We start from the raw sequence: 25321 nt of genomic DNA, 5'->3' as shown, positions 1-25321 counted from the left end.
CATGCGTTACCTGATGCTCGCCCTGTTGCTCCTGCTGGCTGTCCCCGCGCATGCCGGCCGCCTGGTCATCCTGAGCTACCACGACATCCACGATCCCGCGCAGGGGCCGACCACCGACCCGGACGCGACCAGCCTGGATCACCTGGTCGGGCACCTGGAGTACCTCCACGCTAACGGCTGGACCGCGGTCAGCCCCGCCCAGGTGCGGTCCGCCGCGCAGGGCGGTCCGGCGCTGCCGGACAAGGCGTTCCTGCTGACCTTCGACGATGGGCTGGAAAGCTTCTACACGCGGGTCTATCCGCTGCTGCAGGCTTACCGCTACCCCGCGCTGCTGGCGCTGGTGACCGGCTGGATCGAAACGGCGCCCGGCGACCGGCTGGACTACAACGGCCGTGACTGCGACGCCTCCTGCTTCGTGACCTGGGCGCAGGTGCGCGAGATGCAACGCTCGGGCCTGGTCGAGATCGCCTCGCATAGTGACGCGCTGCACGAGGGCATCGTCGGCAACCCGCAGGGCAACCTGCTGCCTTCGGCGGTGACGCGCCGCTACGACCCGGCTGCCGGCAGCTACGAAACCGAGGCGGCGTGGCGCGAACGCATCACCGAGGACCTCGCGCGCAGCGCGGCGCTGATCCGCGAACACACCGGCCAGTCGCCGCACGCGATCGTCTGGCCCTACGGCGCTTTCAATCGTCCCGCGCGTGAAATCGCCGCGACGCTCGGCATGGCGATGTCGCTGACGCTCTCCGACGCCGTGCCCGACCCCGCCCGTGACCGCACCCTGCCGCGCCTGCTGCTGGGTGGTGATCCGGGCGTGGCGGACCTGGCCTGGCAGTTGATGCCGACGCATGACGTCGAGCCGCGCCGCGTGGTGCAGGTCGACCTCGACTACGTCTACGACCCGGATCCGGCGCAGCGCGAACGCAACCTGTCGCAGCTGCTCGACCGCATCAAGCGCATGGACGTCGACCAGGTCTGGCTGCAGGCCTATGCCGATCCGGACGGCGACGGCGTGGCCGACGCGCTGTACTTCCCGAACCGCCACCTGCCGATGCGCGCGGACCTGTTCTCGCGCGTGGCCTGGCAGTTGCAGACCCGCGCCGGCGTGCACGTCTACGCCTGGATGCCGGCGCTGGCGTTCCGCCCGCGGGCGGGCGATCCGGTGGCGTCGCTGGCGCTTGCCGGCGACGGCAAGGACGTGGCGCGGCTGGATCCTTCGCAGCCGGTCGTGCGCGCATGGATCGGCGATCTCTACGAGGATCTGGCCAGCCACGCCAAGTTCGACGGCCTGCTGTTCTCCGACGATGCCTTGTTGCGCGACACCGACCGGCTGCACGACGCGCCGCCGGCGGGCGCCGCGCGCACGGCATGGCTGGTCGACTACACGCACGAGCTGATCGAGCGCGCGCGGCGCTGGCGGCCGCAGCTGCGCACGGCGCGCAACCTGTTCGCCGCGCCGGTGCTCGACGGCAAGGCCGAGGCCTGGTTCGCGCAGTCGCTGCCGGCGTTAGTGGCCGGCTATGACGAAGTGGGCCTGATGGCGATGCCCCAGCTCGACGTGGCCAAGCCTTCCCGGGCCTGGTTCGAGCGCCTCGCCGCCGCCGTCGCCGCCGTGCCGGGCGCGCGCGAGAAGACCGTGTTCGAGCTGGCCGCCCAGGACTGGCGCACGCGCCAGCCGATCGACGCCGCCACGTTGCTCGCGCGCATGCGCCTGCTGCAGGTCCACGGCGCGCTGCACCTGGGCTACTACCCGGACGACTTCCCTGCCGACCATCCGCAGCTCGAGCGCATCCGCCCGGGCATCTCCTCGGCCACCTACCCGTACAAGGAGCGCTGATCGTGGACACGACGCATCACGCCCTGTCGGTGCTGCTCGACTTCGCTTTCTACTACCCGCTCATCATGTCGATGTTGTGGATGAGCGGCAGCATCATCTACTACCTGCGCTGGGAGCGCCGGCAGCCGCCGCGCACCGAACCCCAGCCGCTGCCCGCACAGCCGCCGATCAGCATCCTGGTGCCCTGCCACAACGAGGGCACGCACATCCGCGAGACGATCGAGCAGCTGGCGCGCCAGCGCTGGCCCGAGTTCGAAATCATTGCGGTCAACGACGGTTCCACCGACGACACCGGCGCGCAGCTCGACGCCCTCGCCGGGGAAGTGCCGCAGTTGCGGGTGATCCACTTCGCCAGCAACCAGGGCAAGGCGATGGGGCTGCGCATGGCGGCGCTCGCCGCGCGCCACGAGTTCCTGGTGTGCATCGACGGCGACACCCTGCTGGACGAGCACGCCGCCCACTGGATGATGCGCCACCTGCTAGAAAGCGCGCGCGTGGGCGCGGTCACCGGCAACCCGCGCATCCGCAACCGCTCGACGTTGCTGGGCAAGCTGCAGGTCGGCGAGTTCTCCTCGATCATCGGCCTGATCAAGCGCGCCCAGCGCGTGTACGGACGCATCTTCACCGTCTCGGGCGTGATCGCCGCGTTCCGCAAACGCGCGCTGCTTGACGTCGGCTACTGGAACGTCGACATGGTCACCGAGGACATCGACGTGAGCTGGCGCCTGCAGATGCGCCACTGGGACGTGCGCTACGAGCCGAACGCACTGTGCTGGCTGCTCACGCCGGAAACCCTGCATGGTCTGTGGCGCCAGCGCCTGCGCTGGGCGCAGGGCGGCAGCGAGGTGCTGCTGCGCTATGCCGGCGGCCTGTTCAATTGGCGTCGCCGGCGCATGTGGCCGGTCGCGATGGAGTACGTGCTCAGCCTGGTGTGGGCTTACCTGATGCTGGCGGTGGTCGCGTTGTGGGCGCTGGGCAAGTTCATGCCGGTGCCGCCCGAACTGGCGGTACCCAGCCTGTTGCCGCGCTGGCACGGCGTCATCCTGGGCCTGACCTGCCTGACCCAGTTCCTGCTCAGCCTGGTGATCGACCGGCGCTACGAGGCGCGTATCGGGCGCAACTACTACTGGATGATCTGGTATCCGATCGCCTACTGGGTGATCAACACGCTGACCACGGTGGTCGCGTTCCCCAAGGCGCTGCTCAAGCGCCGCGGCGTGCGCGCGGTGTGGGTCAGCCCGGACCGGGGACTGCGATGAAAGCCGAAGGCTTCGTGATCCAGAACGAGCGCCAGCGCACGCCGGCGCAGCGGGCGCTCTCCTCCTTCGTCACGCTTGTGGCATGGATGCTCTGGCTCTACCTGTGGCTGCCGGTGATCACGCTGGTGGCGTGGCTGGCCGGCCTGCGTACCGCGTGGGTGGAGCTGTCGGCCGAGGCTTACGCCAACCAGACCTCCGACCTGCTGTCGATCCTCGGCTACGCACTGGTCTGTGCCGTGGTGTTCGCCAGCTGGGCCTATTACAACCAGGCCCGCTTCGCGCACAGCACCCGGCGTCGGCAAGGCCCGGCGGCGGTGACGCTGGTCGAGGAAGCCCTGGCGCTGGATGTCGACCCGCGCGAGGCCCAGGCCATGCGAACCCAGCAACACAGCACGCTGGTGTTCGACAAGAGCGCCCGACCCGTGGTGCGGCGCTCGTCCGATCACGCGCCGGAACCCGCCTGACGCGTTTCCCAAGGCGGGTTTCAGCCCACGCTCAGGGCTGCGGCGACGCGGCGGCGGGCCGCAGCCCACCCACCGTGTAGCGGAAATCACTCCACCCGGCAGAACACCGCCTTGAGGTAACGCCCTTCGGGCACGTCGGCGCGCACGGGATGATCGGCGCCGGCGCCGGCGACCTGCAGCACCTGGATCTCGCGGCCGGCGTTGAGCGCCACGCGACGCAGCATCTCCAGGAAGTCCGCCTCGGCGACCAGGCCGGTGCACGAGCAGGTCAACAGCAGGCCGCCGGGCGGGATCACGTCCAGCGCCAGGCGGTTCATGGCGAAGTACTTCTTCAGCGCGTCAAAAACCTTGTTGCGGTCGCGCGTGAGCTTGGCCGGGTCCAGGATCACCGCGTCGTATTGCTCGCCACGCGCGGCGGCCTCGCGCAGCCAGTCGAAAATGTCGGCCTGCTGGAAGTCGATGGCCAGGCCGTTGGCCGCGGCATTGGCGCGGGCGATCTCCAGGATCCCCGCATCCATGTCCACGCCGACCGCCTCGCGCGCGCCCGCGGCCATCGCATGCACGGCGAAGCCGCCGGAGTTGCAGCACAGGTCGAGCACGCGCCGGCCGCGTGCGAATTCGGCGAAGCGGCGGCGGTTCTCGCGCTGGTCGGCGAAGAAGCCGGTCTTGTGGCCCAGCCCGGGCGCGGCGTGGAAGGCCAGCCCGTGCTCGTGCACCTGGACCGGCGCCGGCGGCTCGGGGCTGCGGCAGTCGAAGGATTCCTGCTTCTGCACGTGGCTCTCGGCGAACCAGTACAGCCGCGCGCCGGGGAAGTGCTCGAGCAGCGCGGCGTGGATCGCCTCGCGGAACTTCCACATGCCGGCGGCGAAATACTCGATCACCAGGATGTCGGCATAGCGGTCGACCACCAGGCCGGACAAACCGTCACCCTCGCTGTGCACGACGCGCCAGGCGTCGCTGGCGCGGTCCAGTTGCAACAGCTCGCGGCGCAGTTGCACGGCGCGCGCGATGCGTGCGGCGATCCATGCCGCGTCGATCGCGTCGGCCGGATCGTTCGTGAGCAGCCGCAGCGCGATGCGTGCATGGCCGTTCCAGAAGCCGCGGCCGACGAAACGGTCCTTGCTGTCCACCACCTCGACCACGCTGCCCGGCGGCAGGCGCTGCTCGGGCTTGTACACCTGCGCCGACCACACCCACGGGTGACCCGGCGCGCGGTCGGATTTGAGGCGGATGCGCGGTGGCGCGGCGGGATCGGGCGGGGCGGGAATATTCATCGCGCCATGATACCCGGCGCTGCCGCATACAACTTGCAGGAGCGCACCGGTGCGCGACCGCCATGCCCATGTACGCCGTGACAACGGACATGGCGGTCGCGCACAGGGTGAGCTCCTACAGCGCCATCGCTAGCGCAGCTTCAGTACCAGCCACGACGCCACCGCGAGCAGGTTCACGCCGATGCGCGACACCGGCGGCCCGGCCACCGCGAGCACGAAGCCCTGCGTGCCGAAGCTCCAGTCCAGCCACGGACGCGCCAGGTGGAAGGTGGTGTGGATGTTGAGGTACGCCCCCGCATGCAGCGCATAGCTGAACACCGGCGTGGCGATCAGCGGCACCTGCAGCAGCTGCGCCACGCGCGAAAACGCCACGCCGCGATCGCTTCCTTCGACCAGCCACACGCCGGCCAGCAGCACGAAACCGAAGGCGATCAGCGCCAGCAGCGCGTGCAGCGTGTCGTAGGTCGAGCCCATCACCAGCAGGCGGCGCAGCGCGCCCGCGGCGCCGTACAGGCCGCCGGCGATTTCGAGAACGCCGATCAGGCGGAAGAGGAAGCTGCGCATTCAAAGTTTCCGGTAGACGGGAGCGCGGAGTGTGCCGCGTTTGCGGCGCGCCGTCTGCGACTTCAGGCCAGGGCGTCGACCAGTTCGTGCAGGTCGGTGACGTGCTGCTCCCACCAGCGCGGCTCGGCCGCGAACGGGAAGGCGGCGGGGAAGGCCGGGTCCGCCCAGCGCTGGGCGATCCAGCCGGCGTGGTGGACCTGGCGCATGGCGCGCAGGGCGGGGACCAGTGCGAGCTCGGCGTAGTCGAAGTCGCGCATCGAGGTGTAGCCGCCGAGCAGCGCGTCCATCGCGGTGTCATCGTGCGCGAGCATCCACAGGTCCTGCACCGCGGGCCCCGTGCGCGCGTCGTCCAGATCGACGAAGTGCGGGCCGGCATCGGTCCATAGCAGGTTGCCCGGATGACAGTCGCCGTGCAGTCGCAACGGGCGCACCGGACCGACCGCTTCCAGACGCACGGCCACCGCGTCGTCGAGGCGACGGATGGCGCCGCGGAAGGCATCGGCGAGGTGGGGCGGCAGCAGCGGCGAGGCCAGCACCGCCTGCGCCGGGCGCTCGATCAGCGTGGCACGGTCGACGCGTTCGCGATGCCGGAACGGCGCCCGCGAGCCGACCGCATGCAGCCGGGCGATCAGGCGTCCCAGCCACTCCAGTTGCTCGGCCGATTCGAGCGACGGCGCGCGGCCGCCGCGGCGCGGGTAGAGGGCGTAGCGGTAACCGGTGTGCTCGAGCAGGGTGCGTCCGCCGAACGCGAGGGGCGCGACCATCGGCACTTCATCCGCCGCCAGCTCGCAGGCGAAGGCGTGTTCCTCGGCGATCGCCTCGTCGCTCCAGCGGCCGGGCCGGTAGAACTTGGCGATCACCGGCGCGGCATCCTCGATGCCGACCTGCCAGACGCGGTTCTCGTAGCTGTTGAGCGCGAGCAGGCGGCCGTCCGGCCACAGTCCGCAGGCGCCGACCGCGTCGAGGACGAGGTCGGGGGTGAGATTGGCGTACGGGGCGTCGCTCATGCGCGTGCCTTGCTCCCTCTCCCCTCTGGGGAGAGGGCCGGGGTGAGGGGCCGGGGCTCGCGGGAAGGATTGTTCGTAGCCTGCAAGCAGCAGCACGCACTTGCGAGAGCCTTTCGCAAGAGCGCCCCCTCACCCCAACCCTCTCCCCGACGGGGAGAGGGAGCGAAAAGCAAGCTCATCGCACCACCGCCCGCCGCGGCACGACCGCCATGGTCAACCGCGAGATGCAGACCAGCGAGTCGTCCTCGTTCTCGATGCGGATCTCCCACACCTGCGTCGAGCGCCCCAGGTGCAGCGCCTTGGCGGTGCCCGTGACGACGCCGGAGCGCACGCCCCGCACGTGGTTGGCGTTGATGTCCAGCCCCACCGCCACCTCAAGCTCCGGGTCGAGCGTGAGCAGCGCCCCGGTGCTGCCCAGGGTCTCGGCCAACGCCACCGAAGCGCCGCCGTGCAACAGCCCGAACGGCTGGTGCGTGCGCGCATCCACCGGCATGGTGCCTGCGAGCCAGTCCTCGCCGATCGCGGTGAAGCGGATGCCGAGCACCTGCATCAGCGTGTTGTCGCTCCACGCGTTGATGCGCTCGAGATCGGGTGCCTGCTTCCAGATCGCCATGGGTCGGACCGCCTGAAGGGAAAGCGTGCATTGTCCGTCCACGGCCCGCGCGGCGACAATGCGCAGGTGTTCACCATCACCCTCCAGCATTCCGGACGCACCTTCACCGCGGCGCCGGGCGAGACCGTGCTCGAAGCGGCGCAGCGCGCCGGCATCGCGCTGCCCTATTCGTGCCGCGCCGGCGTCTGCGGCAGCTGCAAGGCGACGCTGCTGGCCGGCCAGTGCGGCTACCCGCGCAATCCGCCGGTCGCGTTGAGCGGCAGCGCGATGGCGCGCCACGCGATCCTGCTGTGCCAGGCGGTGCCCGCGAGCGATCTGACGATCGGGGCGCGCGAGGTCACATCGGTGGAGGACGTCGCGCGCCGCCGCCTCGCCGTGGAGGTGATCGGCAAGCAGCCGCTGGCCCCGGACGTCACCGGCCTGGTGCTCCAGCCCGCGGCAGGAGAAGTGCCGCTCAACTGGCTGCCGGGCCAGTACCTGGACGTGCTGCTTGAGGAGGGCAGGCGCCGGCCGTTCTCGATCGCCAGCGGGCCGAAGGAGGACGCCAGCATCGAGCTGCACGTGCGCCACGTCGCCGGCGGCGGCTTCACCTCGTGGGTGCACGAGGGGCTTGCGATCGGCGCGCGGCTGCACATCGAGGGGCCGCTGGGCACCTTCGTGCCGCGCGAGGATTCGGAGCGGCCGATGGTGTTCATGGCCGGCGGCACCGGCTTCGCGCCGGTCAAGGCGATCGTCGAGCACTTCCTGGCGCTGGGCACGCGCCGGCCGATGGCGCTGTACTGGGGCGCGCGCAGCGCGGGCGACCTCTATCTGCGCGAGCTGGCCGAGCGCTGGGCGCGCGAGACACCCAACCTCGCCTTCCACGCGGTGTTGTCCGATCCGGAGCAGGCTGCCGCCGCGGGCCTGCGCGCCGGCCTGGTGCACGAGGCGGTGCTGGAGGACCAGCCAGACCTGTCCGGCCACGAGGTCTACATGAGCGGTCCGCCGGCGATGATCGACGCCGGCCGGCAGATGTTCACCGAGGCCGGCCTGCCGGACGAACGGCTCTACTTCGACTCGTTCGAATATGCCCCGGACGTGCTCGCGCAGATCCTTGCCGGCCGCGCCGGCATCGGCGGATAAGCGCTCCCGCAGGATCGGCTCAGCGGTTGCCCTTGGCGACCGGCAATTGCGCCTGCTGCCAGGCCAGCACGCCGCCACCGAGCGTGTACACCTTGGTGAAGCCGGCCTTGACCAGCCGCTGCGCGGCCCTGTCCGAGCCGCGGCCGTCCTTGTCCATCACCACCACCGGCAGGTCCTTGGCCTTGGCCAGGTCCTTGTGCTCGGGGTCGAACTGGCTGGGCAACACGTGGCGCGCGCCGGGCACGTGCATCTTTTCGTAGTCCGCGCGCGAGGAAAGATCCACCAGCAGCGGGCTCTCGCGGTTGATCAGCAGGGTGAGCCCACCGGGGGTGAGCTCCTTGTACTTGCGCAGCAAGCGGCCGAACTCCATCGCCACCAGCGCGATCAGGATCACCACGAACAGCGCCGACAGCGCGAGGTGGTTGCCCACGAAGGTGGGAAGCTTGTGCAGGAAATCGTTCATGGCGGGCCTGGCCGGATGCGCAAACCGGCGATTATCCGGGAGGGGGGCGACGGGCGCAAAGGTGGCGCGCTCTGAAGCCCTTTCCCTCCGGGGAGAGGGAGCAAAGCGCTAGTCCCGCGTGATGTCCGGCAACCCGCTCATCAACCACCAGCGCTTCGTCTGCGGGTCATAGCGCCAGCTCTGCCGATCGATCACCGTCCGCTCGGACTGCGTGTTCAGGTTGACCAGGCTGATCTGCACCACCTGCCGTACCCGGTTCTCGCCATCGGGCACCGGTCCTGCGCCCTCGTCGTAGCCGGTCACGCGCACCTGCTGGAAGCGCGCCAGGTCCAGCGAGGTCAGCGGATTGGCCTCGCGCACTTTCGGATCGACGAACTGCTGCGCACTCTGGAAATCGGCCCAGCGCAGCGTGTTGGCATAGCCGTTGAGCGTGGTGATCAGCGCCTGGTTGCGCTGGTCGGTGGCGCAGCCGGCACACAGCATCGCGACGAGTGCGATCAGCGGAAACAGGTAGCGACGCATGGGCGATTCCCTCCGGAAACAGGCCTTCATTGTGCCCCAGCCCGCCGCTTGGCGACGAAGCGCGCCTGCAACGTGGCGGCCGGGCGCTCGCCGCTGCCGGGCACCTCGCAGCGCACGTCGATGCGCGCCTTGCCGCGCTCGGCCAGCGTGGCGAAGAAAGTCGTGAAATCGGCGCCCTCGGCCAGCCGCGCCTCGGCGCGGAAGTCCGTCCACACCGGTTCCAGGTAGCGCACGTGCGAGTCGCCCACGAACACGTCGCAGTCTTCGCCACGCCGCTGCAACTCCAGCTCCACCAGTGCCCAGCCGGCCAGCGTCATCACGCTGGCGAGGCTGCCACCGAAGGCGCAACCCTTGTCGTTGACGTTCGGCGCCAACGGCGCGGACAGCGCCAGGCCGTCCTGGTCGTAGTGATGCAGGCGCAGGTCCATGGCGCGGGCGAGCGGGATCCTGTCGCGGATGAAGCGGAGCAGGTCGTCGGCGAGCAGTCGGGAGTCGGCAATCACGGCGCGAAACTTGGGCGGGAAAAGCGCCAAGTGTAGCGAGCGGCTTACACTGCCCACCTGTCTCGGCTGCACGGACTGCGCGGTGCCACACGCTTCGATCTCCGGCGATCTCGACGGACGCGTGATTGTCATCACCCGCCCCGCCGGCACCGCCTCGGCCTTCGCGCGCCAGGTGCGTGCCCGCGGCGGCGTGCCGCTGTTGCTGCCGGGCCTGGCCTTGCGCGCAGGCGACGCGGATGCGCGCGCGACACTGCGCGAGGCCCTGCGCGAGGACGACCTGCTGCTGTTCACCAGCCCCGCCGCGGTGCGCTTCGCCGCCGCGCTGATGCCGCTGCGCACCCGCGCCACGGTGCTGGCGGTCGGGCAGGGCACCGCGGCCGCGTTGCGCCGCCATGGCCTTATCGTGCAGGCGCCCACGCGGCAGCAGGACAGCGAAGGCCTGCTCGGCCTGCCCGCGCTGCACGACGTGCGGGGACGGGGCGTGGCGCTGGTCGGCGCCCCCGGCGGCCGCGGCCTGCTGCAGCAACGCCTGGTCGATGGCGGCGCGCGCCTGCGCGAGGTAGGGGTCTACCGCCGCACGGCGCCACGGCTGGACCGCCGTCATGTCGATGCCGTGCGGCAATTGCGCGCCAACGCCCGCGTGCTGCTCTCCAGCGCGCAGGCGCTGGTCAACCTGCATGACGGCCTGCCGCCGGAAGCATGGGCACGCCTGTGCAGCGCCGTCGCCGTGGCCAGCAGCGAGCGCCTGGAAGCCGCGGCCCGCGCGGCCGGCTTTCGCCACGTGCGCCGCGCCGCGTCAGCCCTTCCTGCCGACCTCCTCGCCGCCGCGACCTCGTAGCAGCGGCTCAGGGTGCGACCGCGATGCATGCCACGCGGGCCCCTTATAAAAGCGCGCCGGTACGCGGCCGGGAGGCATGGTGATCGCGCACCGGTGCGCTCCCGCGGGAGGGTGCCGCAGGCTTCACACCCACCATGCGAACCGCGCCATGCGGGCTGCTAGCATGGCGCGCATGAGCCAAGACGACCTCGCTTCCGATCGTCCCGACGCGCCGGTTCCGGCCGCCGCCCCCGTCCCGCGCCCCGCATCCAGGCCGGCCCCGCGCCGTGGCGGCACGCTCGCCCTCGCGCTGCTGATCGCCCTGCTCGCGCTGGGCCTGGCCGGCTACGTGGCCTGGCGCCAGTGGCAGCAGATGCAGGGCAGCGCGAGCGACAACCTCGACCAGCGCGTGGGCCACCTCGAAAACACGCTCGCGACGCTTGGCGACGAGCGCTCCTCGCTGCGCCAGCGACTGGGCGACGCCGAGCAGGTCAACCGCGGCCTGCGCGAGGAACTGCTGGGCCAGTCCGAGCGCGTGCGCAACCTCGAGGACGCGGTCGCCAAGCTGTCGGAGAAGAGCCTTTCCGGCCACGACGCAATGCTGCTCGATGAAACCGAGACGCTGCTGCGCATGGGCCAGCAACGCTACGTGCTGTTCCATGACGCGCAGGGCGCGGCGGCCGCCTACGGGCTGGCCGACCAGGCGCTGGCCGCGGTGAACGATGGCGCGTTCTCCGGCGTGCGCCAGAGCCTTGCCGCCGAGCGCGAGGCGCTGGAGCAGAGCGTGCCGCGCACCCAGGCGGTCGATGTCCTGCAGCAATTGCGCGGTGCGCTCCAGACACTCCCGCTCAAGCGCGAGGACGCCACCGCGGAGGCGGCCAATCCCGGCGCGTGGGCGCGCATTCGCCACGCACTCGGCAGCGTGGTCAACGTGCAGCGCGACAACGGCGCGCCGCTGGCGGTGGCCGATGCCCGCTTCGCCCGTGAACTGGCTGCGCTCGACCTCGCCCAGGCGCAGGCCGCGCTGCTCGCCGCCGACGTCGATGCCGCGCACGCGGCCATTGCCCGTGCCCAGGCCAGCGTGGCGGCGCAGTTCGATACCGGCGATACAGCCGTCGCGCACGTGCAGGCCCAACTGGCGAGTCTCGCCGGGAGCATCAAACCCGTCGCGCCGGTGCAACTGGGTGCCGCGCTGGCCGAACTGCGCAACCTGCGCGCCGTGCATGCCCTGAAGGCGGTCGACGCGCCGGCACGCGCATCCAGCACGGAGCGCCGGCCGTGAAGCTCTGGCGCTGGCTGTTGCTGCTGATCGTGGTCGCGGCGCTGGCCGCGTTCGGCTGGCACTGGGTGTCCGAAGATCCCGGCTACGTGCTGGTGCGCCTGCGCGGCTGGCGCGTGGAAACCACCGTGGTGGCCGCGCTGGTCATCGTGTTGCTGGCCTGGGCCATCCTCGCCGGGCTGTGGCGGTTGGCGCGCTGGCCGTTCGGCGCGATGTCGCGGCGGCACCGCCGCGTCAGCCGACAGCGGCTGGGCAGCGGCCTGGTCGCGCTGATGGAAGGTCGCCACGGCGAAGCCGAGCGCGACCTGGAGCGGGCCGCCCGGCTGGACGCGCTGCGCGGTCCGGCCCTGCTCGCCTCCGCCGAAGCGGCCTCCCGTCGCGGTGAAGCCGCGCGCGCGCTGGAAACCCTCAACCGTGCCGGCCAGGCAGCGCCGCAGGCGGCGCGCGTGGTGCGTGCGCGCGTACTGCGCCGCGACGGCAAGCCGGCCGAAGCCCTCGCCCTCCTCAATCCCGAGGCCGACAGTGGCAGCCTCACCCCCGGGGGCTGGCACGAACTCGCCCTCGCCGCGCTCGCCGCCGGCGAACCCCGCCGCGCGCTGGCTGCGCTGGAGCCGCTGCAGAAAAGCGGCGCGCTTGGCACACCCCGCTATGCCGCGCTGGAAACGCAGGTACTGGTGGCGGCCATCCTCGCCACTCCCGACGGCCAGGCGCTCAATGGACTGTGGTCGCAACTGCCCAAGGGCCAGCGCCGCGCGCCCGCGGTGATCGACGCCTACGCCCGCCGCGCCGCCGCCTTCGGCCTGGCGCTGCCGGCGATGGACGAACTGGAGTCCGCCCTGCGCCGCGAGTGGTCGCCGCAACTGGCTGAAACCTGGGGCACGCTCGACGGTGACGACCTCGACGCCCGCCTTCGCCGTGCCGAAGGCTGGCTCGAGGCCCACCCCAACGACCCCGGCCTGCTGCTCGCGCTCGGCCGCATGTGCCTGCGCCAGCAACTGTGGGGCAAGGCACGCACCTACCTCGAACGCTCCCTCGCCATCGCCCCCAGCCCTGGCGCCTGGGAAGCGATGGGCGACGCCTGCATCGGCCAGGGGGATGTCCCGCTCGCCCAGCGCTGCTACCGCAACGCGCTGGCCCTCACCCGCGGCGAGCCCACCCTCGACCTGCCGCGCGACAGCCGCCTGTCGCACCCGGACACGCGCTCGCTGGCGGTGGAAGAGCGCGACGAGCACGGCGTGCCGCGGCTGCGGAAGTAGCCGTCGGCTTTCCCGTCGAGCTGATGTTCCCCGCGATCTGAAGCCCTCTCCCCTCCGGGGAGAGGGTTTGGGTGAGGGGCGGGGCTTGCGGGGAAAGGCAATCGGCGCCTTGGACGCCGCGGGAAACGTGAACGCAATGGGGAGTCCGTCGCTAGGGCGACCCCTCACCCCAGCCCTCTCCCCGGCCCGGAGAGGGAGCAGCAGCGCGCGATGACGATGGACTCGCAGGACGTGTCACGCCCGCCATCAGATCCCTGCCGATCAGCAGATGCTGGTCGGCCATCGCCGCCACGCCTTCGCGATGCGACACCACCACCAGGATCGAGCGCGGCAAGTGCCGCTTGAGCGCGGCCAGCACGGCCAGCTCCGACGCGGCATCCAGCGCGCCGGTGGCCTCGTCCAGCACCGCCAGCAGCGGCTGGCGCAGGATCACCTGGGCCAGCATCAGTCGCTGCAGTTCGCCGCCGGACAGACGGCTGGAACTGCCGTAGAGCGGCGCATCCAGGCCCTCGCGCGACGCGGCCAGCCAGCGGCCGAGGCCGACATCCTCCAGCACGCCGAGCATGGTGTCGTCGCTCGCCGCCGGTGCCGCCCAGGCCAGGCAGTCGCGCACCGTGTGCTGCCACGGGCGCACGCTCTGGCTGACGTAGGCGCCATTGCGCACCAGCGCGCGGTAGCCGTCGAAGTCGATCGGGTGATCGCCGATCGATGCGGTGAATTCGGATGGCAGGAGCATGCCGGCCAGCACGTCGACCAGGCTGCTCTTGCCGATGCCGGAGTCGCCCGAGATCAGCGTCAGCTCGCCGGGCGAGAGCACCAGATGGCGCACGCACAGCGCCTCCAGCGGCGCGCGCAGGCGCAACTGGCCGATGGCCAGCACGTCGCCGACCGCCAGCGCACGCGCGGGCACCGCCGGCAGTGCGTCGTGCCGGTGCCGCATGTGGCGTTGCCACAGCTCCAGCGCCGGCGAGGCCGAACGCAATTGCTGGCAGCTTTGCCGGGTCGACACCAGGTACGGCAGCAGGCGACCGAGCAGCAGGCTCACCGCGATCAGCGACGCACTGTCGATGCCGTGCCAGCGATGGGCGAGCACGAACATGCCGGCGATCCCCGCGGCGGCGGCCAGTTCCAGCATCAGCCGACCGGCGGCGACCAGCTCCATCTGGCGCCGGTAGCCAAGGCCCAGTCGCGCGGAGATCGCACCGTAGCCCGCCTTTTCCGCGCTCTGCCGCTCGAACGAGCGCACATAGCGCAGGCGCCTTGGAAAATCCTCGCTGAGCCAGAACAGCCGCGTCATGTCGGCCACGTACTGCCGGCTCACCGCCGACTGCTCGCGGCCGTAGGCGCGCGCGGCGAACAGCCCGAGCGCCACCAGCACCGGCGTGATGAACAGCAGCGCCGGCGATACCCAGAACACGAACGCCAGGCTCACCGCGGTGGTGAGTCCGATCACCGCCAATTGCAGCAGCGCACTGAAGCCCTGCACCAGGATCTCGATGTTGTAGGTCAGCACGTTGGCGATCTCGGCCGAGCTCGCATCGGCCAGTTCGCCCAGCGGCGCATCGACCAGGCGCGCGTGCACCATCCGCCGCAGGTTCATGCCGCAGCGGCTGACCAGGTCGGCGCCCAGCCGCGCGACCTGCCAGCGCATCAGCGCGAAACTGCCGGTGGCCACGGCAAAGGCGAGCGCCTGCATCGGCACGCTGTCGTAGCCGACGAACGGCGACGACGAACCCGGCTGTACCAGTGGCACCAGGCAGATCGCCGCGATGCTGCCGGCCAGCGCCGCGCCGAGCGACAGCGCCACGTAGCTCGCTATCTGCAGCGCATCCCGGCGGCCGAGCGTGAGCGCGAAGGCGCGCCAGAAGCGCGAGGCCGGCAGCGCACGCAACAGCATCGTCGTGACGCGCTGGTACCAGGGCGCCGTCAGGCCTTCGCGGCGGTCCAGGGTCGCGTCTTTGCCGGGGATCGTGCTCATCTTTCCTGAGTGCAGGCGGTTTCGGGAAAAGTTGGCCCGCTCCCGCGCACTTCCTCGCGGGAGACGGGGTGTGCGCCGGTATCAAGCAGCCGCCGCAGTGCCTCGACCGATGCCCGCGGATCGCGTCCGCGCCGCAGCCGGTACACGCCACGGCCCACCAGCGCCCGCGCGAACGCCTGCCAGCCCGGCTGGCCCGCCGCGTAGGGCTGGTTGGCCACCAGCCAGGCCGCGGCGGCGTCGGTATCCACGGGCGTCAGCAACTCGCCGTCGGCACGCTCCCCGGTCACCATCACCGCGCCGGCCAGTTCCAGCGGTTTGCCCGCCAGCCGGCCCGCACCGTGGCGAAGATCGGCCTCGATCTTCTCCACGCCGCTGCGCCGGCGGATCCGTGGCGAGCGTTGCAACCAATCGCGCATGGCGCCCTCGGGAAGCAACTCGAGCGCGTCCGGGCGCAGGTGCAGGAAATTGGGTACGCCGGTGGCGAGCAGGGTGTGCGGCTGCACGAACACGGCGTCCTCGGCGAGGAAATCCAGACCGTGCAACAGGCTGTGCAGCGCCAGCGTGGACTTGCCCGCGCCGCTGTCACCCAGCAACAGCAGGCCGCGCCCGCCATGTCCCACGCACGCGCCATGCAGCGGCACCAGGCCCATGCCGCGCGTGGCCAGGGTAAACACGGCGAACTCGATAAGCTCGTAGCGCAGGTGATAAGGCCGCCGGAGCATCGCCTGCGAAGCGGCCACCAGCGCACGACGGCCACGCGGGTCGAGCACGGCATAGTTGTACTCGTCCATCACGCCGCACAGGAGCCCCGCGCCCGCCTGATGCCGCACCGGCGGTGGCTCGCGGCGGTACCGGGTGCGGGCGGGCAGCAGGCGCAGCTCGATGTGGAAGTCCTCCGCGCGCGGCAGCTCGTACGCGGGAAGCCCGCCATAGGCGACCTCGACCAGCTTCAACAATGCTTCGTTGTCGCTGGCGAAGTGGAAGCGTCCACCCAGCACCCTGCGCTGCAGCCCGAAACCGCAGGCGGTGCGCTCGCCGAACGGATCGGCGACGGTGGCAGGGGAGGAGGGCGGGGTCATGCCGGCGTGAGTGCGCTTGCGGGAGGTAGAGGTTTTGCTCGCCGCAAATGGCCCCTCTCTCCTTCGGGGAGAGGGCTGGGGTGAGGGGTCGTTCTTGCGACGAATCTGCCTCCCCAGAGGGTAGAGGGCTTCAGATCGCGCGCCTGTCATGTCTTCGCGCGCCCACGCCGCACGCATCAGCTCCCTGACCGGGAGAGACCGCCAAGGCTACGCAACCTCGATCCCCCCGTCCGGCACATACCCGCATGCACGCCGACGGCCGCCCCGCGCGGCCTCCTTCGCCAACGGCCGGGCCGACATCCATGCTCAAGATCCAGGTCAGCCACTCCTACTACCTGCAGTACGACCGCAAGCAGTGGGAACGTGGCAAGCCCTATCCCCCGTTGGCGACGATCCAGGTCGCCGCGTTCCTGCGCCAGCACGGGCACGAGGTCACGCTGTTCGACACCATGCTCGCCGACGGCGTGGAGGCCTACGCCGACGCCCTGCACGCCGCCGCGCCAGAGCTGGTGGTGCTGTACGAGGACAACTTCAACTTCCTCACCAAGATGTGCTTGAGCCGCATGCGCGAGGCGGCCTGCCAGATGATCCGCGAGGCGCATGCCAGCGGCGCCCGCGTGATCGTGGCCGGCTCGGACGCCTCCGATCAGCCCGATGCCTTTCTCGCCGCCGGCGCCGACGTGGTGCTGCTGGGCGAGGGCGTCGGCGCGTTGTCGGCGCTGGTCGAGCGGCTCGACCGCGACCGCGCCATCGACCATCGCGACTGGACCGCCGGCCTGGCCGGTGTCGCCTTCCGCGCGGACGGCCAGACGCAACTGCAGCGCATCGGCATCCAGCCGCCGGACGCGCGGCTGGTCGGCCATCCGGCATGGGACCTGATCGACATCGAGCGCTACCGCGCGTTCTGGAAGGAGCGGCACGGCTACTTCAGCCTCAACATGGCCGCCTCGCGCGGCTGCCCGTTCCGCTGCAACTGGTGCGCCAAGCCGATCTGGGGCAACCACTACCGCCAGCGCGACGCACTGGACGTGGCCGCCGAAATGGCGCACCTGAAGCACACGTTCGCGCCCGACCACATCTGGATGGCCGACGACATCTTCGGCTTCTACGTCGATTGGGTGCAGGCCTTCGCTGAACACCTGCACGCGAGCGCCGGCCCGGTGCCGTTCACCATCCAGGCGCGCGCCGACCTGTGCAGCGAGGCGATGGCCGATGCGCTGGCGCAGGCCGGCTGCGTCGAGGTGTGGATCGGCGCCGAAAGCGGCAGCCAGCGCGTGCTCGACGCCATGAGCAAGGGCACCCACGTGGCCGACCTGATCGGCGCCCGCGAACGGCTCGGGCGCCACGGCATCCGCGTCGGCTTCTTCGTCCAGCTGGGCTATCTCGGCGAGGAACTGGAAGACCTGCTCGCCACGCGCGAACTGATCGCGCGCGCCGCGCCGGACGACATCGGCGTCAGCGTGTCCTATCCGCTGCCCGGCACCAAGTTCTACGAAAAGGTCAAAGCCCAGCTCGGCCGCAAGACGCACTGGGAGGAAAGCAACGACCTGGCGATGATGTTCCGCGGTGCCTACGACTCGGACTTCTACCGCCACGTGCGCGACTTGCTGCACGCGCAAGTGGAGCTGCAGCAGTCGGCATCGCAGCTGTCCACCGAACACCACGGGCTGGCCCGCGCCGCGCTGGACGCGCGCTGGAACGCGTTGATCGCCAGCGAGCAGGCGCACCGCACCGAACAGGCCTGCCCCGCGGCCACGGCCTCTTTCAGCCATGCCTGACCACCTGCCGCCGCTACGCACCATCCGCGCCGGCCTGCGCCGCGCCACCGAAGCGCTCGCCGCCGAACTGGCGTTGCCCGGCGGCGGCACGCCCGACTGGACCGCGCTGGAATGGCGCCTGGCCATGGCCGCGGCCGCCGCGCACGGCGTCTCACCGCTGCTCGACCGCCGTCCCAGCTGGCAGCACGCGCCGTGGAAGCGCTTCCTCGCCGACCAGCACGAACACGTGGCGCTGCGCCACCAGCGCATCGTCGACCTGCTGCACCGGCTGGACGCCGCCGCCCGCGCGGCCGGCGTGCCGCTGGTGCCGCTGAAGGGCGCGGCCCTGCACGCGCTGGGCCTGTACGCGGCGGGCGAACGGCCGATGGCGGACATCGACCTGCTCGTCCATCCGGGCGACGCGCAACGCGCGGCCGGCCTGCTCCAGGAACTTGGCTACGAGAGCTCCTTCACCCAGTGGAAGCACCAGGTGTTCAAGCCGGTCGCACAGGCGCCGGTGAATGCGCTGGGCGAGCACCGTGACACCCCGGTCAACATCGAGCTGCACACGCACATCCACGAGCGCCTGCCGCTGGCCACCGTCGACCTCACCGCCACGGTGTATCCGCGCGACGCGCAACCCGGGCTCAACGCTTACCCGTCGCACGCGGCGCTGATGGGCCACCTGCTGCTGCACGCGGCCGGCAACCTCTGCGGCCGCAGCCTGCGCCTGCTGCACCTCAACGACATCTCGCTGCTGGCCACGCGCATGACCCTGCGCGACTGGGACGTGCTGTGGCACGCGCACGAACCGCCGTGGTGGGCGCTGCCGCCGCTGCGCCTGGTGGCGCGCTATTACCGCCATGCGGTGCCGGACGCCGTGCTCGAACGGCTCGAGCGCGACTGCCCGCCGCTGCTGCGCGCGGTCTCCAGCCGCTGGACGCTGAGTGCGGTCTCCTGCTCGGACCTGTGGCTGCACGGCCTGGCCGGCATGGAATGGTGCCGCTCGCCCGGCGAGGTCGCGCGCTACCTGCACAACCGGCTCAGGCCCACCGACGAGGCGCGGCGCGAGCGGGCGGACATGGTGCGCACGCAACTGTGGCTGCAGGGGCAAAGCTGGGTCGTTTCGTCGCAACGACGGCGCATTCTTGCCTGGCTGACCCGCCCGGTGCCGCGGATGGATACGTTGTACGTGGTGCGGGCGGCGCTGGAGTCGCGCTCCGCCGAAAGTTGAAGTGGTCTCCCCTCCGGAAAGAGGGTTTGGGTGAGGGGCCGGGGCTTGCGGGGAAGTAACCAGAGCGACCGTCCCTGTAGGCGGCCTTTCGCAAGAGTGGCCCCTCACCCCAGCCCTCTGCCCGCGGGGGAGAACGGGCAAGTACCCGACGGATCGCTGCGATCCGTTCCACCCATCCCGCGCAGGCGTACCATCCCCCCGTTGAAGACCTGCCCAGCGGGGTGCTTCGCGATGACCGAACCCATGCCGCTCGACCAGTCGGCCGAGGCGTTGTTCGTCACGGTCTACGCGCGCCTGAAGGCGATGGCCGCCAAACAGCTGGCCAGCCGTCGCAATGCCACGCTGGACACCACCGAGCTGGTGCACGAGTTGTACCTGCGCATGGGCCAGCGCGAAGGCCTGCAGTTCGACCATCCAGCGCAGTTCTTCAGCTACGCCGCGCGCGCCATGCGGCACCTGCTGATCAACCGCGCCCGCGACCGCCTGCGCCTGTGCGCCGGCGGGCAGTGGCAGCGCGTCACGCTGGACGACCAGTCGCTGAAACTCGCGCTCGACACCGCCGAACAGGCACTCGCGCTGGACGCCGCGCTGGACGAACTCGAATTGGCCGACGCGCGCGCCGCGCAGGTGGTCGAACTGCGCTTCTTCGCCGGCCTCAGCCTGGAACAGGTGGGCGAAACGCTGGGTCTGTGCCGGCGCACCATCGACCGCGACTGGCGCTTCGCGCGCGCCTTTATCAAGGCCCGCATGGACTAGCGCGCACGCAAGTCCTCTTCGCGGGAAAGGGCAGGGGAAAGGGTTAGGGCCTTGCGCGAAATTCCGCGCATCACCCGGGCAACATGGTCGCAAACCGCATCCATCCGGGGTTTATGGAAGAGGCAGGGCGAGGAGAGGCGTCATGGCATCCATACCGTCGTTGCGCGAGCTGTTCGAAGCGGCCCTGCCGCTGGCGGCGCCCGCACGTGCGCGCCTGCTCACCGAGCGCTGCCCCGACCTGGACCTGCGCGCGCAGCTCGAACGCATGCTCGCCGCCGACGCCACCGAGGGCGAACTGCTCGCCACCGGTGACGCCGCCCGCGCCGCGCAGGCGATCGGGGAAACCAGCGTCAGCGACGCGCTCCCCGCCGGCAGCACGATCGGCCCGTTCGAACTGGTCGAGGTGCTCGGCGAAGGCGGTTCCTCCACCGTGTTCCGCGCCTTCCGCGACAGCGAGGGCGTGCGCCAGGAAGTGGCGGTCAAGCTGCTCGCACGCGGGCTCTACACCGTCGAGGCGCAGCGCCAGTTCCGCCGCGAGCGCGAGGCGCTGGCACGCCTGCGCCATCCGGGTATCGCGCGGCTGATCGAGGGCGGCGTGACGGAGAGCGGCCAGGCCTACATCGCGCTGGAACTGGTCGACGGCCAGCCGATCACCGACTACGCGCGCGAGCGCGGGCTCTCCCTGCGCCAGCGGCTGGTGCTGTTCCTGATGGTCTGCCGCGCGGTCGAGACCGCCCATCGCGCGTTGATCGTGCATCGCGACCTCAAGCCTTCCAACGTGCTGGTCACGCCCGAGGGCGACGTGAAGCTGCTGGACTTCGGCATCGCCAGGCTGCTCGACGAGGACTTCGACAGCGCCACGCGCACCCAGCACCGCGCGCTCACCCCGGCCTACGCCGCGCCGGAACAGTTCGCCCAGCAGCCGATCACCACCGCCACCGACGTCTACGCGCTGGGCATCCTGCTGGAGGAACTGATCAGCGGCCACCGGCGCGCCACCGGCGATGCCACCACGCCACCCTCGCACACCGCCACGCCGACCCTCGCCACGGCCTACGGCCTGGCGCGGTCGGCGGCGACGGTCGCGCCGATCCGGCGCAAGCTGCGCGGCGACCTCGACAACATCGTGCTGAAAGCCGCCTGCCCGGAGCCGGAGCGGCGCTACGCCTCCGCCGGCGCGTTGGCCGAAGACATCGCGCGACACCTCGACAGCGAGCCGGTGCAGGCGCACCCGCCCTCGCGCTGGTATCGCGCGGGCAAGTTCGCGGCGCGGCATCGCGGTGGCGTGGTGATCACCGCGACGTTCGTGCTGGCCATCCTGGTGTCGCTGTCGCTGGCGCTATGGCAGGCGCAGGTCGCGCGACGCCAGGCCGAGCGCGCCAACATGGTGCGGGCGTTCGTCGAGAGCCTGTTCGCGCCGATCCGCTACGGTGTCGCCGCCTCCCGGCAACCCAGCCTGGACGAGCTGGTGGCGCATGGCGTGGCGAAATTGGACAACTCGCCCGAGATGGACGACGGCGGCCGCGTGGACCTGCTGGCGATGTTTTCGCGCCTGTACGAGAACCTGGGCAACACCGCGCAGTCGCGCAAGCTCGCGAACCGGGCCGTTGCGCTGTCCGAGCGGGCGCTGGCGCCGTCCGACATCGAGGCCATCCACGCGCTCACCGCGCGCGGCTACGCCGAGGTGCGCATGGAGGACTTCGCGGCGGGCGCGGCCGACCTGCGGCTGGCCCACCAGCGCATGCGGGCCCAGGGCATCCACGGCGAGGCGCTGATCGACCTGCTCGGACCGCTGGGCGCGGTCGAGAACAGCGAAGGGCATGGCGAGACCTCGCTGGCCCTCGCCCGCGAAGCACTGGCCGAACGGATCGCCACCTGGGGACCGGACGATGCGCGCGTCGGTATCGGCTACAACGACGTCGCCTCCGCGCTGGAAGGGCTGGAGCGCTACGACGAAGCGATGGCGATGTGGCGCAAGACCTGGCAGTTCGACCTGGCGCACTTCGGTGCGTCCAGCAACGAAACCACGCTGGCGCTGGCAGGCCTGGCCTCGTCCGCGTACCGCGCCGGCCACTGGACGCAGGCGCACGCGTTGTTCGACCAGGCGCTGGCGATGTACGCGCGCAACGGCATCAAGCCGCAGCTCACCCAGGTCTACGCCGCGCAAAAAGCCTGCGTGCTGGAAGGATTGCGGGGGGATTTCGCCAGCGCGCAGTCGCGCTGCCGGCAGGCACAGGCGTGGTCGGCCGGCGGCTTCGGCGCGCAGAGCGCGTTGCACGGCGATTCGCTGGAAGCCACCGCCTTCGGCACGGTGGAAGCGGGCGATCTCGCCGGCGCGCGCAAGCTCTTCGGCGAAGCACGCCGCCTGTACGGCACCGATCCGGCCAACCGCATGCGGATCGGCCGCGTGGACAGCGAACTGGCCGGCATCGATCTGCTCGAAGGCCAGCCGGCGCGGGCGCGCGAACGGCTGCCCGACGCCATCGCCGGCCTGCGCACGCGCACGTACCGGGTGCCGCCGCTGATCGCCGAGGCGCGATTGTTGCTGGCCTGCCGCCAATCGCCCGGTCCGCAATGTCCGGACGCGCTTCAGGCGACGGTCGACCGCGACCTCGCCGCAGTCGCCTCCCGCAACGATCCGCAGCTGCTGTGGGCGCAGACCCTGCTGGCGCAGGTCGAACTCGCGAAGGGCGAGCCGGACAAGGCGAGATCAAGGCTCGCTGCGGCGATCCCGCGTGCCAGCCATGAGCTGCCGCCGGCCCATCCGCGCCGGCTCGCCGCGCAGCTGTGGCTTGCCGTCGCCGCGGCGCGTGGAGGCGACTGTGCACATGCCGCGGCGCAGGTCCGTGGTGCACAGGCGACCGTCGAAGCCAACGGCCTTGCCACGCATCCGGAGCTGGCCGATGCCGAGGCGCTGCTGCGCCGCTCGATCGGTTCCTGCGGCGTGCTGTCGAACTGACCCCGGCGGGGCGTCGCGGCCAATTGCGCTCCTGCAACGAGGGGCCCGGTTCCCGGCGGGTGACGCGTGTCCAACGATCGCGCGCTCTCCTGTTCGTCTCCTTGCGGATTCGCGCCGCCCGTGCCGCGCCGCGCCAACCCCCATGTCGCACTTCGCCCCCGGCCAGTGTTCCCCGTCCGTGCCACGACCTTGCAGGTCGAAGCCGAAGTCCGAAGGACGCACCGCTGCCACGGGGAACCTCGCATGTCCGATCACCGCATCTTCCGCGCCACCGCTATCCGGCGACTGGCCATCACGCTCGCCGCGCTCCTGCTCGGCACCGGCGCCATCCATGCCCAGCAGGTCGACGCCTCGCGCGGCAATCCGCTGGTGACATCCGATGCGTCCGGCTCGATGCAGACCACCACGCCCACCGGCCGCATCGACCACGACAACGCGTTCTTCCAGGGCTTCGGCAGCAACGGTCGCAGCTGCGATTCCTGCCACCGCCAGGCGCAGGGCTGGTCGGTCACGCCGCAGGAGCTGCGGCAACGCTTCGCCCGCACCAGCGGCATGGATCCGATCTTCGCGCTGGTCGACGGCGCGGTCTCGCCACTGGCCGACGTCTCGTCCGTGGAAGCCCGCCGCAGCGCCTACGCCATGCTGCTCAACCGCGGCCTGATCCGCATCGGCAGGCCGATCCCGGACAACGCCCAGTTCCGCTTGAGCGCGGTCGACGATCCCTACGGCTACGCCAGCGCGCATGAGCTGTCGCTGTTCCGACGCCCGCTGCCCTCGACCAACCTGATCTGGCTGACCGCCGTCATGTGGGACGCGCGCGAGACCTTCACCCCGTTCAACCCGCCGATGGACGCGGGCATCAACATGCAGGACCTGCGCAGCAGCCTGGCCCAGCAGGCGCGCAACGCCATCCTCGGCCACGAGCAGGCCGCGCGTGCGCCGTCCGACGCGATCATCGACAGCATCGTCGAGTTCGAACTGCACCTGGTCACCGCGCAGGTGGAGGACAACGCCGCTGGCCGCCTCAACGAGTCCGATGCGCTGGGCGGGCCGGCCATTCTCGCGCTGCAGCGTTTCTGGATCGGCATCAACGACACGCTCGGCAACGACCCGACCGGCGATGCTTTCGACGAGAACGCCATGCGCCTGTTCGACAGCTGGGACGACTCCAACCAGTTCAACCGCGATCGTCGCGGCCGCGCCCGTGCGGCCATCGCCCGCGGCGAGAAGCTGTTCAACTCGATGCGCATCAACATCAGCGGCGTGGCGGGATTGAACGACGCCACCGGCAAGTCCGTCATCCGCGGCAGCTGCAGCAGTTGCCACAACGCGCCGAACATCGGCAACCACTCGGTCGCGCTGCCGGTGAACATCGGCATCGCCGACGCCAGCCGGCGCACGCCCGACCTGCCGCTGTACACGCTCACCAACATCGCCACCGGCAAGAGCATGCAGACCACCGACCCGGGCCTGGCCATGATCACCGGCAAATGGGCCGACATCGGCAAGTTCAAGGGCCCGATCCTGCGCGGCCTGGCGGCGCGCGCGCCGTACTTCCACAACGGCTCGGCCGCCACCCTCAACGACGTCGTCGACTTCTACGACACCCGCTTCAAGATCCACATGAGCGCGCAGCAGAAGCGCGATCTGGTGGCCTTCCTGTCCGCGCTGTGAAAAGCGATACCGCCAACGCCCACCTGGCCGGACGTCATTCCCGCGAAAGCGGGAATCCATCTGGCCCTGCAACCACCACGAGGCTCGCCATGTCCCGCCTGCTCGCACTGCTCTACGGCGCCGTCGCCTACACGATCTTCCTGCTCAGCTTCCTCTACGCGATCGGCTTCGTCAGCGGCCTTGGCGTGCCGCGCACCATCGACGACGGCCCGACCGGTCCGACCGCCGTTGCGCTGGCGATCGACCTTGTCCTGCTTGGCCTGTTCGCCGTGCAGCACAGCGGCATGGCGCGCCCCGCGTTCAAGCGCTGGTGGACGCGCTACGTCCCCGCGCCGATCGAGCGCAGCACCTACGTGCTCGCCAGCAGCCTCGCGTTGGTCGTGTTGTTCTGGCAGTGGCGCACGCTGCCGCTTTCGATCTGGCAGGTGGACAGCGAACCGGCGCGCTGGGTGCTCTACGCCCTGGCCGCGCTCGGCTGGATGCTGGTGCTCACCGGCACCTTCGTCATCAACCATTTCGACCTGTTCGGCCTGCGCCAGGTGTGGTTCTACGCCCGCCACCGAGGGCCGGAAAGCGACGCACCGTTCGTCACCCGCGCCTACTACCGCATCGTGCGCCACCCGCTGATGCTCGGCTTCCTGATCGCGTTCTGGTCCACGCCGGACATGAGCGCCGGCCACCTGTTGTTCGCCCTGATGACCACCGGCTACATCCTGGTCGCGGTGAAGTTTCTCGAGGAGCGCGACCTGGTGGCCCAGTACGGCGACACCTACCGCGCCTACCAGCGCGACGTGCCCATGCTGGTGCCGTGGCGATTCGCGCGCGGTCAGGGCGCCCCGACGGCCGGCTGTCCGCTGGGCCATGCCGCGAGCGGATCGGAGCGCATGCCGCGCTGAGCCGCCGA

22 protein-coding genes are annotated in these 25321 nt (G+C 70.9%); 13 read left to right on the top strand and 9 right to left on the bottom strand.

Annotated elements, in window-relative coordinates:
- Nucleotide 1: 1 nt before the first annotated feature.
- From pgaB to pgaD, 3 genes are read left to right on the top strand one after another with little or no spacing between them, the layout of a single operon-like run.
- The gene (gene pgaB / locus ACFWZ4_RS11010) at nucleotides 2-1837 is read left to right on the top strand and encodes a poly-beta-1,6-N-acetyl-D-glucosamine N-deacetylase PgaB (RefSeq protein ID WP_439704727.1); all 1836 of its coding nucleotides are present in this window, start codon (nucleotides 2-4) and stop codon (nucleotides 1835-1837) included.
- Nucleotides 1838-1839: 2 nt separating this feature from the next.
- A complete protein-coding gene (pgaC, locus tag ACFWZ4_RS11005) occupies nucleotides 1840-3096 on the top strand; it encodes a poly-beta-1,6-N-acetyl-D-glucosamine synthase (protein ID WP_439704726.1) in 1257 nt (418 codons plus the stop codon).
- Nucleotides 3093-3560: a poly-beta-1,6-N-acetyl-D-glucosamine biosynthesis protein PgaD gene (gene pgaD / locus ACFWZ4_RS11000; RefSeq protein WP_439704725.1), complete on the top strand. Its 468-nt coding sequence runs from the start codon at nucleotides 3093-3095 to the stop codon at nucleotides 3558-3560. Before pgaC ends, pgaD begins: the two co-directional genes overlap by 4 nt.
- Nucleotides 3561-3646: 86 nt before the next feature.
- On the opposite strand, the gene ACFWZ4_RS10995 is transcribed toward pgaD, so the two are convergent.
- From ACFWZ4_RS10995 to ACFWZ4_RS10980, 4 genes are all read right to left on the bottom strand, one after another.
- Complete coding sequence (locus ACFWZ4_RS10995) at nucleotides 3647-4834, bottom strand: class I SAM-dependent rRNA methyltransferase (protein WP_439704724.1); 1188 nt, start codon at nucleotides 4832-4834, stop codon at nucleotides 3647-3649.
- Between the two features lie 129 nt (nucleotides 4835-4963).
- Nucleotides 4964-5398 carry a hypothetical protein gene (locus ACFWZ4_RS10990; protein WP_439704723.1) on the bottom strand — a complete coding sequence of 145 codons (435 nt, stop codon included), beginning with the start codon at nucleotides 5396-5398 and terminating at the stop codon, nucleotides 4964-4966.
- A gap of 62 nt (nucleotides 5399-5460) precedes the next feature.
- A complete protein-coding gene (locus ACFWZ4_RS10985) occupies nucleotides 5461-6405 on the bottom strand; it encodes a serine/threonine protein kinase (RefSeq protein ID WP_439704722.1) in 945 nt (314 codons plus the stop codon).
- A gap of 175 nt (nucleotides 6406-6580) precedes the next feature.
- Nucleotides 6581-7018 (bottom strand): hotdog fold thioesterase, encoded by a 438-nt coding sequence (locus tag ACFWZ4_RS10980; protein ID WP_439704721.1) that lies wholly within the window; start codon nucleotides 7016-7018, stop codon nucleotides 6581-6583.
- A 30-nt stretch (nucleotides 7019-7048) separates the two neighbouring features.
- Between ACFWZ4_RS10980 and ACFWZ4_RS10975 the strand changes: the two genes are divergently transcribed.
- Nucleotides 7049-8140 (top strand): 2Fe-2S iron-sulfur cluster-binding protein, encoded by a 1092-nt coding sequence (locus ACFWZ4_RS10975; protein WP_439704720.1) that lies wholly within the window; start codon nucleotides 7049-7051, stop codon nucleotides 8138-8140.
- Between the two features lie 19 nt (nucleotides 8141-8159).
- On the opposite strand, the gene ACFWZ4_RS10970 is transcribed toward ACFWZ4_RS10975, so the two are convergent.
- From ACFWZ4_RS10970 to ACFWZ4_RS10960, 3 genes are all read right to left on the bottom strand, one after another.
- Nucleotides 8160-8603, bottom strand: a complete 444-nt coding sequence (locus ACFWZ4_RS10970; RefSeq protein WP_439704719.1) for a rhodanese-like domain-containing protein — start codon at nucleotides 8601-8603, stop codon at nucleotides 8160-8162.
- 108 nt (nucleotides 8604-8711) lie between these two features.
- Nucleotides 8712-9125, bottom strand: coding sequence for a hypothetical protein (locus tag ACFWZ4_RS10965; RefSeq protein ID WP_439704718.1), 414 nt, complete (start codon nucleotides 9123-9125; stop codon nucleotides 8712-8714).
- Between the two features lie 26 nt (nucleotides 9126-9151).
- A complete protein-coding gene (locus ACFWZ4_RS10960) occupies nucleotides 9152-9628 on the bottom strand; it encodes a YiiD C-terminal domain-containing protein (protein WP_439704717.1) in 477 nt (158 codons plus the stop codon).
- Between the two features lie 82 nt (nucleotides 9629-9710).
- Between ACFWZ4_RS10960 and ACFWZ4_RS10955 the strand changes: the two genes are divergently transcribed.
- The 3 genes from ACFWZ4_RS10955 to ACFWZ4_RS10945 all read left to right on the top strand — a co-directional run bounded on the left by ACFWZ4_RS10955 (nucleotide 9711) and on the right by ACFWZ4_RS10945 (nucleotide 12980).
- On the top strand, nucleotides 9711-10466 hold the full coding sequence (locus tag ACFWZ4_RS10955; protein WP_439704716.1) for a uroporphyrinogen-III synthase: 756 nt from the start codon (nucleotides 9711-9713) through the stop codon (nucleotides 10464-10466).
- Between the two features lie 172 nt (nucleotides 10467-10638).
- Nucleotides 10639-11727 carry a uroporphyrinogen-III C-methyltransferase gene (locus ACFWZ4_RS10950; RefSeq protein WP_439704715.1) on the top strand — a complete coding sequence of 363 codons (1089 nt, stop codon included), beginning with the start codon at nucleotides 10639-10641 and terminating at the stop codon, nucleotides 11725-11727.
- Nucleotides 11724-12980 (top strand): heme biosynthesis HemY N-terminal domain-containing protein, encoded by a 1257-nt coding sequence (locus ACFWZ4_RS10945; protein ID WP_439704714.1) that lies wholly within the window; start codon nucleotides 11724-11726, stop codon nucleotides 12978-12980. The genes ACFWZ4_RS10950 and ACFWZ4_RS10945 overlap by 4 nt, the downstream gene beginning before the upstream one ends.
- 151 nt (nucleotides 12981-13131) lie before the next feature.
- Here the strand turns inward: ACFWZ4_RS10945 and ACFWZ4_RS10940 are convergent, their stop codons facing one another.
- Together ACFWZ4_RS10940 and ACFWZ4_RS10935 are read right to left on the bottom strand one after the other, a co-directional pair.
- Nucleotides 13132-14877 (bottom strand): ATP-binding cassette domain-containing protein, encoded by a 1746-nt coding sequence (locus ACFWZ4_RS10940; protein ID WP_439704935.1) that lies wholly within the window; start codon nucleotides 14875-14877, stop codon nucleotides 13132-13134.
- A 77-nt stretch (nucleotides 14878-14954) separates the two neighbouring features.
- Nucleotides 14955-16037, bottom strand: a complete 1083-nt coding sequence (locus ACFWZ4_RS10935; RefSeq protein WP_439704713.1) for a serine kinase — start codon at nucleotides 16035-16037, stop codon at nucleotides 14955-14957.
- 302 nt (nucleotides 16038-16339) lie between these two features.
- Here ACFWZ4_RS10935 and ACFWZ4_RS10930 point away from each other — a divergent pair, with 302 nt between their 5' ends.
- The 6 genes from ACFWZ4_RS10930 to mddA all read left to right on the top strand — a co-directional run bounded on the left by ACFWZ4_RS10930 (nucleotide 16340) and on the right by mddA (nucleotide 25313).
- Nucleotides 16340-17815, top strand: a complete 1476-nt coding sequence (locus ACFWZ4_RS10930) for a B12-binding domain-containing radical SAM protein (protein ID WP_439704712.1) — start codon at nucleotides 16340-16342, stop codon at nucleotides 17813-17815.
- On the top strand, nucleotides 17808-19028 hold the full coding sequence (locus ACFWZ4_RS10925) for a nucleotidyltransferase family protein (protein ID WP_439704711.1): 1221 nt from the start codon (nucleotides 17808-17810) through the stop codon (nucleotides 19026-19028). The genes ACFWZ4_RS10930 and ACFWZ4_RS10925 overlap by 8 nt, the downstream gene beginning before the upstream one ends.
- Before the next feature lie 231 nt (nucleotides 19029-19259).
- A complete protein-coding gene (locus tag ACFWZ4_RS10920) occupies nucleotides 19260-19784 on the top strand; it encodes an ECF-type sigma factor (protein ID WP_439704710.1) in 525 nt (174 codons plus the stop codon).
- 142 nt (nucleotides 19785-19926) lie between these two features.
- Nucleotides 19927-22743: a protein kinase domain-containing protein gene (locus ACFWZ4_RS10915; protein WP_439704709.1), complete on the top strand. Its 2817-nt coding sequence runs from the start codon at nucleotides 19927-19929 to the stop codon at nucleotides 22741-22743.
- Between the two features lie 243 nt (nucleotides 22744-22986).
- Nucleotides 22987-24417, top strand: a complete 1431-nt coding sequence (locus ACFWZ4_RS10910; RefSeq protein WP_439704708.1) for a hypothetical protein — start codon at nucleotides 22987-22989, stop codon at nucleotides 24415-24417.
- 89 nt (nucleotides 24418-24506) lie between these two features.
- Complete coding sequence (mddA, locus tag ACFWZ4_RS10905; RefSeq protein WP_439704707.1) at nucleotides 24507-25313, top strand: methanethiol S-methyltransferase; 807 nt, start codon at nucleotides 24507-24509, stop codon at nucleotides 25311-25313.
- The last annotated feature ends 8 nt before the right edge of the window (nucleotides 25314-25321 follow it).

This window comes from Frateuria sp. GZRe12, from assembly GCF_051900535.1.
Classification (GTDB): Bacteria; Pseudomonadota; Gammaproteobacteria; order Xanthomonadales; family Rhodanobacteraceae; genus Frateuria_A.
Note: the sequence above shows the minus strand (reverse complement) of the source record. Positions and strands in the feature narration are given on the sequence as shown.